General features: G+C 36.1%; 5 protein-coding genes. All 5 read right to left on the bottom strand.

Annotated elements, in window-relative coordinates; translation table 11 throughout:
- Window positions 1–12: 12 nt before the first annotated feature.
- The 5 genes from FN795_RS09585 to ruvB all read right to left on the bottom strand — a co-directional run bounded on the left by FN795_RS09585 (window position 13) and on the right by ruvB (window position 13501).
- Window positions 13–927 carry a PorP/SprF family type IX secretion system membrane protein gene (locus FN795_RS09585; RefSeq protein WP_142450395.1) on the bottom strand — a complete coding sequence of 305 codons (915 nt, stop codon included), beginning with the start codon at window positions 925–927 and terminating at the stop codon, window positions 13–15.
- Between the two features lie 49 nt (window positions 928–976).
- Window positions 977–9190: an Ig-like domain-containing protein gene (locus tag FN795_RS09580; RefSeq protein ID WP_142450394.1), complete on the bottom strand. Its 8214-nt coding sequence runs from the start codon at window positions 9188–9190 to the stop codon at window positions 977–979.
- Between the two features lie 1008 nt (window positions 9191–10198).
- Complete coding sequence (queG, locus tag FN795_RS09575) at window positions 10199–11125, bottom strand: tRNA epoxyqueuosine(34) reductase QueG (RefSeq protein ID WP_142450393.1); 927 nt, start codon at window positions 11123–11125, stop codon at window positions 10199–10201.
- Window positions 11122–12468: a cytochrome P450 gene (locus FN795_RS09570; RefSeq protein WP_142450392.1), complete on the bottom strand. Its 1347-nt coding sequence runs from the start codon at window positions 12466–12468 to the stop codon at window positions 11122–11124. Before FN795_RS09570 ends, queG begins: the two co-directional genes overlap by 4 nt.
- A gap of 10 nt (window positions 12469–12478) precedes the next feature.
- Window positions 12479–13501, bottom strand: coding sequence for a Holliday junction branch migration DNA helicase RuvB (ruvB, locus tag FN795_RS09565; RefSeq protein ID WP_142450391.1), 1023 nt, complete (start codon window positions 13499–13501; stop codon window positions 12479–12481).
- Window positions 13502–13552: the final 51 nt, after the last annotated feature.

Here is a 13552-nt window from a genome sequence, read left to right as displayed (position 1 = left end):
ACAGGTATCGAATTAGAAGAATCTTGGAGATATCATTTTTTTATAACTATTGAAAAACTCGAATCGAAGGAAAATCTCATGAGATCCGGAGTTGTATCGTCTTAAATTGGTAGTTTCATGATCGTATCCATATCCAACATACATACCTTTTGATACTTGAAAACCTGCCATTGCACTTACTGATGCACTCCAGCGATAAGCAAGTCCGACTACGAATTTATCATAGAACATAAAATTCCCCGAAACATCGACTTGCAACGGTGCTCCCTGAACCATTTTAGTTAATAAAGCAGGTTTAAATCGGATATATTCTAATTTGTCCAGATTAAATACATAACCCGCTATGAAATAATAATTTATTTTTTCTTTGAAAATAGCTGTATTGTTGTCATCATAACGATTTGTCTCAATGAAATTTGGAACAGAGAATCCTAAATATGCTCTATCAGAATGCCAATAAACTCCTGCTCCAATATTTGGCGAAAATTTATTATCTAAATCCTGAAATTGTTCATCTCCTTGATTTTCAAAACTTAGTTTACTGACATCAAGATTAAACATATTTGCAGTAGCTTTTATTCCAAAAGAAAGTTTAAATGATTCAGAAGTAGGAATACTATAAGACAAATCAGCCGATAAAGTATTTTCAACCGTTGGCCCAATTTTATCGTTGACCAAAGAGACACCTAATCCTAATTTGCTATTATTGCTTAAAGGTGTGTTTAATGAAAATGTGCTTGTCTCTGGAGCACCATCAAGCCCGATCCATTGTGTACGATACAATCCAAATACATTCAATACCCCCCTAGAACCAGCATAAGCAGGATTCACCGAGATTGTATTGTACATATATTGTGTGAACTGCGCATCTTGCTGAGCCGAACACACAACTGAAAAAAACATGAAAATTAAAATTAATTTTTTCATTTAGTAAGCTTTTAAAACGGCTTGGCTAAATCAAGCCGTTTATCATTTTTTATTTATTTAGATACAAGTAACCTGACTGTTCGTGCTGATTTGAATCGCTATCTTTATATTTCAAAATATAGAAATAGGTTCCTACTGGCAATCCATCTGATTCTTTGATCGTCGCGCGTCCTGCTGAAACTCCCACAAAAACTCGGTCTTCATTATTGTAATGATCAATATCAAATACTAAAACTCCCCATCGATTATAAATTTCAACTGTATTATCAGGATAACACTCTATTCCTTGAATATAGAATCTTGCATTTTTTGAATCTCCATTTGGAGAAAAAGCATTCAGTACTTTTATTTTACAACCATCTAAGCTCAATACCGTAGGACGATCTCCTGAATTGCTTTCATCATCAGATTTATCCTCAACTTCAACTCCTCTTGCACTTTTTCCAAAAGCTGTTGCCTGATTACTTACTGTACCTGAAATAATATCACTTTGCGTAATTTTATATTTCGCTGTGAAATTATTGTCATTTGATTCGCCAACTCCAAGATTAATTGTTTGTCCAGAAACAACTACACCTGGCAGAGGATCTGAAACGCTAACATTTGTCAATGGAACATTTCCTGTGTTAGTTACTTTAAATTTATAAGTGATTGTTTCACCTGCATTTGCAAATCCATTTCCGTTTTCATCATTGAATACAGCTGTTTTAATAATCGCAATGTTTGGCACTTCAACAAAAACATTCAATGTTGATGAGCTGCAATTAGAAGAATTTGCTTTTTCACATACTTGATAAACTAAACTATAACTTCCACCTGGTGTGTTTGGTTTCACATTTACGGTTCCGTCTGCATTAAATTCAAAATATGGACTTTTTGGCGTATTAGATATCACAACATTTGCCGGATCAATTGGCAAGCCATTCACTAAATCATTGTCTAAAACATTAATAAATTCAAGCTGTCCGTTAATTCCATCAACATTTACCTGCAGATCGTCTTTTGTAATAATCTGTGGTGCAGGTGCTGGATCTTCTGAGTTGACAACGGTAACATTTACAACCGCCTGACTGCAATTTGATGAATTTGAAGCTTCACAAATTTGATAAGTCAATTGATAAGTTCCTGATGGTGTTCCCGTTTTAACATCAACAGAACCATCCGCATTTAAAATCAAATTAGAATTTGGAATAACTGTAGTTAATACAACTGCTGTTTGGTTTACTGCTGTTCCATTTAAACGGTCATTACTAAATATATTCAATGCTGTGCTGATACCTTTTTTTGCATCAATTGGTCCAGCAGCGTCGTTGTTTGCTTTAATTTCAAATGTTGGTCTTGCATTACATTGAGGTGTTGCTGGCGGATAACTCACTATCGTACTTACAGTAGGATTTAATGAAAACTCCATTGTAACACCAGTTCTTGTTTTTTCAAATCCATCAGCACCTTCTGTCCATTGTCCATTTGCAAATAACCATCCTGGCCAGTCAACCCCAATTCCGTTACTGTCTACAATTGCTCCCGGCCATAAAATGCTTCCGCTCAATGGCAAATTAGTTTGTGTTGCTACAACATTATTATCACTGTCTATCCATTTTACAGTCAATAAATTATTGGTTGTAAAATTATCTGGTGTTACATTGTATGATACGTACGGAACATTATTAGAGCAATAACTATTCGTAGTTACAGTCATTGTTGGAAGAACAACTGTTACTTTAACATCGGCTGTTTTGCAATTTGTTGTGTTCAATTCACAAACCTGATAAGTTAGTCCATAAGTTCCTGCTGGTGCATTTTCTTTTAATATGATTGTTCCATCAGGATTCAATGTTAAATATCCAGCTGGATCAGCAATTGTTACTGAAAGGTTTACATCAGAAGACGTAATTGGCAATCCATTTTTAGTATCATTCCCTAAAACATTTACAACTGTCATCGGATGATTAACTCCTGCAATTGGACCTACTAAATCATCTTTCAATACTAATAAGTCTCCCGTCACCTGGATATAACTCTTAACCGTATCGCAGTTAAGCGCATGGTCGTTGTCACAGATCGTGTATTCCACTTCGTAGTTTCCTGAAGCGGTACCCGAAGCCACTGTGATGGTTTTGTCTGCGTTGATTGTTAAGCCTGCAGGAAGCGTGCTTACCAATGTGAACGTTACTTTTCCTGCTCCTGTCCCAACCGTTACCGGTGTTCCGTTCAATGTATCATTGGCGGTAAGTGAGATCGTCGTGCCTCCGTTGTTGCTGTTGATCGCTGTGGTGGTTTCTGTCACAGCGTCGATTACAGGAATCACAACCGGAGCTGTTACTGTCAGGTTTACACTCGCAGTCGAGCAGTTCGATGCATTGGCCTTGTCGCAGATCGAATACGTCAAGCTGTAGGCTCCCGCCGGTGCATTAGCACCAAGGGTTGCAACTCCAGTCGTCGGATCAAGGGTCAGATAGCCTGAAGGGTCCGCAACTGTCGTCGTTATTTTTACTTCCGATGCCGTCAATGGCTGTCCGTTTCTGGTATCGTTGTCCACAACCGTGATGATCGTCTGGGCTGTTGCCGACTGTGTCACTGCGGTCGGATTGTCCGTATTGGCAACAAGTACATCGCCCGTCACCTGGATATAACTCTTAACCGTATCGCAGTTAAGCGCATGGTCGTTGTCACAGATCGTGTATTCCACTTCATAGTTTCCTGAAGCTGTGCCCGGAGCTACTGTTATCGTTTTGTCAGCGTTAAGCGTAAGTCCTGTTGGAAGCGTGCTTACCAATGTGAAGGTTACCTGGCCTGCTCCTGTGCCCACTGTTACCGGTGTCCCATTCAGCGTGTCATTGGCAGTAAGCGAGATTGTCGTGCCTCCGTTGTTGCTGTTGATCGCTGTTGTGGTTTCTGTCACAGCATCGATCACAGGTCTTTCAACTACTATATCTACCGTTGCAGAATCACAAACACTTGCATTTGCAGACATACAAATAGTGTAAGTAATTGAATATGTTCCCGCAAAAGTGTTTGGAGCAACTGTTATTGTTCCATTTGAATTAAAAACTATTCCAGTTGGAAGTGGACTAGTTGAAACAGTAACATCGGTCGATAAAAATGAAGCTCCATTTATTTTGTCGTTTACAAAGACAGTTGAAATAGTTCCACCTGCCGCACCATTAATTATTGATGGTGTATCATCTTCTGCACAAATATAATTTGAAACCGCTACGTTTGCAGAAGGTACCGATTGGCATCCTAAAGAGTCTGTAACCGTATAATTATAAACATTACCACCAATTAAACCAGTAATTGTTGTTGCTGCAGTATTTCCAGTTATATTTCCAGGATTAATAGTCCACGATCCCGTTGGCAAACCACTTAATTCAACACTAGCAGTTGAAGATAAGCATGTTGGCTGCGTTATTAATCCAACTATTGGACTTGCAACATTGATTACTGTCAAGTGTAATTCCTGATCTGCTGTACAACCGTTGTTAACTATCGGGTAAGTACCCGAAACTGTATAATCAACTGAATTTACTGACCATTTATAAATATCACCAGAACATATTGTAGCTGTCGTGATTACTTTGGCTGGTTTCGAAGTTATAGTAACAGTTACTGCTGTTCTATTACTTTCACAGTCATTTGTAGTTTGACTTACATAATAAATTCCATCAGTAAGAGTTTCTGTTCCTAAATATAATGATCCTCCCGTAGAGGCATTGTACCACTTTAAATTACTTCCCACAGCAACTAGATCATTAACTATTTTGGCATCAACTGCGCAAAATGTTTGAGATGAGGCCGTCGGAGCCGATGGAGCCGTTTTAGGCGCAGCCGTTCCAGATCCTGAAGCGCTTGTGCAGCCGTTTACTGTTTGGGTAACGCTATAATTTCCTGGTATTGAAACCGTGATGGATGAAGTCGTCTCTCCTGTGCTCCACAATAAAGTTCCAGTTGCAGTTGTCGATAATGTCGATGTGCCGTTGCAGTTGTCCGCAACACTTACAGTCGGAGCCGATGGAGCCGTTTTAGGCGCAGCCGTTCCGGATCCTGAAGCGCTTGTGCAGCCGTTTACTGTTTGGGTAACGCTATAATTTCCTGGTATTGAAACCGTGATGGATGAAGTCGTCTCTCCTGTGCTCCACAATAAAGTTCCGGTTGCAGTTGTCGATAATGTCGATGTGCCGTTGCAGTTGTCCGCAACACTTACAGTCGGAGCCGATGGAGCCGTTTTAGGCGCAGCCGTTCCGGATCCTGAAGCGCTTGTGCAGCCGTTTACTGTTTGGGTAACGCTATAATTTCCTGGTATTGAAACCGTGATGGATGAAGTCGTCTCTCCTGTGCTCCACAATAAAGTTCCGGTTGCAGTTGTCGATAATGTCGATGTGCCGTTGCAGTTGTCCGCAACACTTACAGTCGGAGCTGAAGGAATAGTATTTACAGTTACCGTCACAGGAGTAGAAGAAGCACTATAGCAACCAGAAGCATTTGAAACCTGAACACTATAGTTTCCTGAATTTGAAGCTGTAATAGATTGAGTTGTTGCTCCGTTTGACCATAAGTAACCTATTCCGCTACTTGAAGTCAGAACAACATTTCCACCTGTACAGAATGTTGTTGAACCTCCGGCAGAAATACTCGGTGTTGCTGGCGTAGGATTTACCGTGACTGCAACTAAGATTCTGCTACTTTCACAATTATTAAGCGTCTGACTTACATAATAATTTGCTGATGCTAAAGTTTCCGTTCCGTTATAAAGTGTCCCACCTGAACTTGCACTATACCATTTTTTTGTTGCACCTGAGATTAAAGTAACCGCCAGATCATTAACTGTTTTATTATCAATAACACAAAATGTTTGAGAACTAGCTATTGGAGCTGCTGTATTGTTTACCGTAACAGCTACTGCTGTTCTTGTACTTTCGCAGCTATTTAAAATTTGACTAACATAATAAGTTCCTGAAAATAATACCTCGTTTCCAACATATGCTGTTCCACCCACACTGGCATTATACCATTTTTTACTCGCACCTGAGGCTAAAGTAACCGCCAAATCATTAACTGTTTTACTATCAATCGCACAAAATGTCTGAGCTGAAGCAGTTGGTGCAGAAGTGGTGTTTACTGTTACCACTACTGGAGTTCTTGTACTCTCTCCACAAGCATTTGTCTGGCTTACATAATAAGTTCTTGTTGTCAATAATTCAGTTCCGCTATATGCTGTACCGGCTGTTGACGCATTATACCATTTTTTAGTAGAGCCTGCATTTAATGTAACTGCTAAGTCATTAACTGTTTTTTCATCATTAACACAAAAAGTCTGAGATAAAGCCGTTGGTGCCCCTGGTACATTATTTATTGTAACTACTACTGCAGTTCTTGCGCTTTCTCCACAACTGTTTGCAGTTTGGCTTACATAATATGTTTTTGAGGTCAGAACTGTAGTTCCCGCTAAAGCTGATGACGAACTATTTGTATCATACCATTTAATTGTTGGTCCTGATGGTGATAAATCACTTATTTTTTTATTATCAGCAGCACAAAATGTTTGGGCTGACGCAATTGGCGCTGATGATGTATTATTTATAGTTACTACTATTGCAGTTCTCGTACTTTCACAATTATTTGCTGATGTTTGACTTGCATAATAATTATAAGTGCCTGCTGTAGTTGGTAAATTTTGATTAGTCGAAAGAGCCGTACCTCCGCTATTTGCACTGTACCATTTTATATTACTTCCAGTAGCCACTAAATCACCAACTTTTTTATTCTCAGAAGAACAAAATGTTTGATTAGAAGCTGTTGGTGTCGCTGGAGTAAGTGTTACAGTTATCGACGCTGAGCTATTACTTACACAACCAGAGCTATTAATTATTTTAAGAGAATAAACTCCATCGGTAGTAATTGTGATACTTCTAGTGTTTTCTCCTGTTGACCATAAATAACTACTACCACTACCCCCGAGTGTATTTGCAGAACTAGTCGATCTCAAAACTACACCTCCAGAGGTACCACAAGAAGCCTGTCCTGAGTTAACATTAATTGTTGGTGTAGTTGGCAATGCATTCACTGTTACTACAACAGGTTTTACGAACACACATCCATCAGACGAAACTGCTTTTATATAATAAGTTCCCGCAACTGCAGCAGTTGGTGTTGAATAAGATGTAGTCGCTGTTGAATTCGTCCAATATGAGAGAGTCAAATTAGAGCTACTGCCTGCTGTAATAGCCGAAGCTGTTAAATCTACTGTCAAAGGTGAACAGACAGCCACAGGATTTGTTATAACAAGATTTGACAATTTTGGATTAACAGCTGCACTAGCCGAATTATTTGCTGTATTTATATCTATTGAAGCGGGTAATGACGCCGTATTTGTATAATTACCAGTTGCTTTTACAGTTGCCGTAATTTTTAATGTAACCGATGTCTGAGCATCAACATCACCAATACTCCAAGTTCCTATTGAAGAATCATAAATACCAATTGAAGATGTTGAACTTACATATGTATATCCTGAAGGAAGCAAATCGTTTACTGAAACTCCAGAAACATTATTCCCTCCTAAATTAGTCACTTTGACAGTAAATTCTACATTTGACCCTATACATGGCGTTGCATTATCAACTGTCTTTGTAATTCCTAAGTCGGTACATAAAGTAACCGTAACTGGCTTTGATTGTGTTTGAGCTCCACATGCCAAAGTTGATGATACAGAATAATTCCCCGTTTTAGTAGCTGTATAAGTTGATGAATTAGCACCACTGATAGCCGTTCCATTATAATACCATTGGTATGGAGCAAAATTTGGTGGAGTTGTAAGTTCTGCCGTATTGTTAGTACATCCACCACCTGAAATATAAGTTAAAGTTGGTTCATCAGGCTGAGCGGCAAAATTAGAGAAAAACCCTGCCATAGAAAATCCTCCTGCCTGCTGCACGATCGAAACAGTCAGCTTGGCATTACTGGCAATAGAAAGAACATCTGGACTTCCTATTTGTACACTATTAAAATTAATCAAATACCATCCTGTTGTACCTATTTGGTAACGAGCACCAATACCAGATATGTTTGCAATATTATTACCATTGACAGTTACAATTTCTGTAGCGCTTCTTAAAAGAATATACCCAAAGTAATCTAGTGTTCCCTCCTGGTAATTTTTAAATTTTGCAGTTTCTATAAAATTAGACCCCCCACATTCAGAGACTGGTGCAATTGTTGAAATATCAACCTCGCAAGATTGTGCTGTACCTGAATAAACTGCAACTCTTTTATCTGCAAACACACGTGATGATGTGAAACTTGTAACAGAATTACCATTATTAGGAACACCATTTTTAAAAGTATAAAACTTACCTGCTTGTGGTAAATTTACATTAATAGTAGATACTAATGCTCCTGTAGTTGAATATCCATTTATTGTTAAATTTGTATCATCTTTTGTAGCAACAACTGTAGTTTGCTCTGCTGTATCATTCCCTGTTCCTCTTACAAGAAAATATTCAGTTCCTAAAACTGCTTCGGGAGGTATTTGGTTGTATGCTCCATCTCCACATCCATCTGGCGTATCTATTCCAGCAGCTGTGTTCATTACAGCAGGATTTGAAGTTTCTACGAGAGTTCCTATTGGTGCCTTAAACAAATAACTTTGTCCAGCATTTAAAGTCGCTGTGATAGTATTATCTATTTTCACAGTCGTGTTGTCTACCGTAGCCATAACACTGTAAATAGGACGTTGATCACCCAAACCTCCAAAATTCCCTAAGGAACCATCTCTATAATAACCTACTCTAAAACGAATACCTAAACCTGCATCACCAAAACTAGTTAATGCTGCATTTCCTTTAATATAGGCATCGGCATTTTCTCCTCTTATATAATCATCTGAGGCAACATTCCTTAAGTTCACAGCTGTAGGACCAGTACTTGTAATAATTAGACCAACACCATTTAGAACGGTATTTAAAGGATTCATCGGAAGAGTAGTTGCATTAAGTTTAAACCTATAAACTGCCGGAGCTCCTTTTGTTGCTTTCAAAGTAGCTTCAAAAGTACCGTCACTTTTGGTTAAAGTTATAGTTACTTCGGTAAGCGAATTGGTAGAAATTACAATTTCGTTTGCCTTGCTAAAATACTGCCAAGGTGCTGGCGCTATATAATGTTTTGTATAAAACTGAGCCGAAGCACTGAAACTAATCAGGAATAAAAATGCAATAAAAAGGTTTAGTCTAGAAAATCTAGACTGATTAGAAGTAGAGTTACGCATACGCAAGTGAGATTTGAGAAGTGCAAATATTGTCAGCTGAAAAAACTACCACAGTTTTCAGCATATAGGACAAATACGAAAAAATATAGAGATTGGATTTTGAAAAGAAAACAAAATCTTCCTTAAGATTTTTATCAAAATCAAAATTCATTTGAACCTTTTTTAGTTCAAGACATAAAAATTGTGTCATAGGTTATTTGGGTAGTTTTGGTGTCGCGAAAGTATATAAACACCTAGTAATTAGCTACATTAGTCGACAAACTACCTATAAAAACGTTGAATAACATCTTTTTTCGACTAAATTCAATTCCAAAAATCTACAAAATTGATTTTTTCACAACAAAACAGAAGAATTTTCTTAAATTATTATCAATTACTCATAATAACCAAATATTTAAAACAAAAACAGCAAAATATCTTACAAAACAAACAGTTTTAAACTACATTAAAATTTTTAACATTTGTTCGTTATTTTTTACTTGTGTGCAGAAACAAACTTAATTTTTATAAATCTATTTTTATCATAGCAATTTTTCTTTAAGAGATTTTATCCGATAAAGAAGAAATAGTGTTCTATTATTAGAATTATTTTATCGTGAAGTCTGACAAATCAAAACAAAATACTGATTATCAATAATTTAAAGACTAAGAATAAATTACATTTAAAATCAGTAAATTTTTACTCATATTTTGAAATCATATTTATTTGTAGAGAACTGAATCGTCACACATATATTTAAGAAGGAAAAAATTTACAATAAATTTACTACGAATAATAACTAGAAAATTAAACTTAAAAATATACCATGAAACAAATCATGATCAAACATGTCTTTTATCGATAATTATTATCGACTAACTGCTTTAGGTGTATTTTATTTCTTACATTGCTAAAAAGACACACGTATTAAACTAGAATATAGCCTCTTACAAAAAATGTGTCTTATTAAAGTGGAAATTTATAAATAAAAAAAGGAATAAAATTAGCTAGAATTTTATCTTATTATGTCATTTTAAAAACGAAATATTTCGTTTTAATCCCTCAAATTTGGTTCTTTTAATGGGAGAATTTTTAAAAACGGTGCGAAAAGTTTCTTCAGTAATTTCAGTCCAATCTTTTTTAGAGAAAGAAAGCAAGTCAGGATTCGGATTAAATAAAGGTTCTGAATGAGGTTTTGAAAAACGATTCCAAGGACAAACATCTTGACAGGTATCACAGCCAAACATCCATTCATCAAATTTTCCCTTCATTTCATATGGAAGATTTTCTTTTAATTCAATCGTGTAATAAGATATACATTTACTACCATCAACAATATATGGCGCCAGAATTGCCTGAGTAGGACAGGCATCAATACAAGCAGTGCAAGAACCGCAATGATCTGTTGTTTTGTAGTCGTATTCTAAATCAAGATCTAAAATAAGTTCTGCAATAAAATAAAAAGAGCCTACTTTTTGAGTTATTAAATTGCTGTTTTTCCCAATCCAGCCTAAACCACTTTTCGCAGCCCAAGCTTTGTCCAAAACCGGGGCCGAATCTACAAAAGCACGACCTGAAACTTCACCGATATTCTCCTCGATAGAATGAAGCAATTCTTTTAGTTTTTCTTTAATAACAAAATGATAATCTTGACCGTATGCATATTTTGATATTTTAAAGCTATCTTCATTTTGAGATTCCGATGGAAAATAATTAAGAAGAAGAGAAACAACGCTTTTAGCATCATCAACCAGTAAAGTTGGATCTAAACGTTTATCAAAATGATTTTCCATATAAGCCATTTGGCCATTATGGTTGTTATTTAACCACTTTTCAAGTCGAGGAGCTTCTTCTTCCAGAAATCCAGCTTTAGAAATTCCACAAGAGAGAAAACCAAGCCTTTTAGCTTCGTCTTTTATAAATTTTGAATATGTCTCTTTCGCATTTATACTCATCTTCGAGAAAATGAAACTTCAACATTAACCGGTTTTAAAGTCACCAATGGATTAAATTCTATTGTATCTGTATTCGATTCAATAACATAGCGTTTCACAATCTGCGAAATTGCCAAACACATTTCATAAATAGCAAAACCTGCTCCAATACACATTCTTGGCCCAGCTCCAAAGGGATAAAAATATTGCATAGATTGTTTCTTTTGTTCACCAAGAAATCGTTCTGGAATAAATTCATCAGGATTTTCCCAATACTTAGGATTTCGATGCAATTCAAAAAATGAAATTCCAATTAAGGTGCCTTTTTTAATTTTAAAATTGCCAACAACATCATCTTCTACATTTTGTCTATCAGTAATCCATGCAGGCGGATATAAACGCATCGATTCATTTAAAACAGCATTTAAATAAGACATTTTTTGTAATTGCTCAATAACATCATCAGTCTGTGATTCGATTTCAGTAATCTCATCAAAAACCTTTTGCTGTACATCCGAATGCTTCCCTAAAAAGTGAAGTGTAAAGGTTAATGCATTAGCGGTAGTTTCATGGCCTGCAATAAATAAAACTTTAATTTCATCAATCAACTGCTGCATCGACATACTTTCACCAGTATCTTCATATCTGGTATCCATAAGCATATTAAGCAAATCATTAAAATCCTCATTAGAAGAATCCCTTTCCTCGATAATTTCTTGGATAATTTGATTATTCTCTTGAGCTAATTTTAAATGTTTTTCAACCTGACCGCTTAACGAAAACCATAAAGCTTTATGAGGAAGTCTAATTTCTTTCACTAAAAATTTTTGAACTTCTTCTATAATAAACTTTATTCTATGCAGTTTTACTTCTGAGATTGAAAATTCAAATAATGACTTAGCTACAACATTAAATGCTAGCTGGCTCATGGCCGGAAAAGCATTAAAGATTTCATTTACTTTTAAATTATCAATTTCAGAACTAATCGTGTTATTCATATTATCGACCAGCATATTCATTTTCTGTTTATGAAATGCAGGCTGAATAAGTCTTCTTTGTTTCAGCCAAAAATCACCGTCACTAGTTAAAAGTCCTTTTCCTAAATACTTAGAAAGATAAACCGACTGAAACTTTGACTTATGATAATTTTTCTGGTTTTTAACTAAAATATACTGTGCAATTTCATTGTCTCTGGACAAAATCAAATACTTAGAAAAACCGATTTTCAAAGAAAAAGAATCACCCAACTTTTCAAAATATCTTTTATGAAATGGTATTGGATTTCTCCTTACACCTTCCGAATCTAAAAAGAATCTGAAAATCGATAATTGATTAGGATAATTATATTTTGTGCCTGCAGACATAAAAAAGAAATTAAAACAAACCGCCTTGAATGTTTGTATTTATTTTTCCTAAATGTTTATAGGCTTTATCAGTCACTTCACGTCCACGAGGCGTACGCATAATAAATCCCTCCTGAATTAAAAAAGGTTCATAAACTTCCTCAATGGTTTCACTACTTTCAGAAACAGCAGTTGCCAAAGTTGAAAGCCCAACTGGGCCACCCTTAAATTTATTTATAATAGTCAATAAAATTTTATTATCCATTTCATCTAATCCGTGTGCATCAACATTTAATGCTTTTAAAGCATATCTTGAAATTTCTAAATCAATTCTACCATTACCTTTTATCTGTGCAAAATCACGAACACGTCTCAATAATGCATTTGCAATACGAGGCGTTCCACGGCTTCTTCCTGCAATTTCAATTGCAGCTTCAAGATCAATAGGCATTTTTAAAATAGAAGCACTTCGTTCAACAATTGTAGTTAAAAGTTCTGTCGTATAATATTGTAATCGAGATGAAATTCCAAAACGCGCTCTCATTGGAGCGGTTAATAAACCAGAACGTGTTGTAGCACCAATCAATGTAAACGGATTCAAATTGATCTGCACTGTTCTCGCATTTGGACCAGATTCGATCATAATATCAATTTTGAAATCCTCCATCGCTGAATACAAATACTCCTCAACAACAGGACTTAATCGATGAATTTCGTCAATGAATAAAACATCACGTTCATCCAAATTAGTCAGCAAACCAGCTAAATCACCAGGTTTATCCAATACAGGACCAGAAGTTATTTTAATTCCAACTTGAAGTTCATTTGCTAAAATATTTGCCAATGTAGTTTTTCCAAGACCTGGAGGGCCATGAAAAAGGGCATGGTCAAGTGCTTCACCACGTTGATTAGCCGCTGCAACAAAGACTTTTAAATTTTCCAAAACCTGATCTTGTCCGGCAAAGTCATCAAATGAGAGCGGACGCAATCTTTTTTCAAGATCTAATTCTTCTGAGTTGTATCCTTTAGTAGTAGGATCTAGATTTTCATTCATCCTACAAAGATATAGAAACTAATCAGTTTGTAAAACAGTAAAACTGAACGT

Source organism: Flavobacterium resistens (assembly GCF_900182645.1).
Taxonomy (GTDB): domain Bacteria; phylum Bacteroidota; class Bacteroidia; order Flavobacteriales; family Flavobacteriaceae; genus Flavobacterium; species Flavobacterium resistens.
This window is presented reverse-complemented; position numbering and strand designations above follow the sequence as displayed.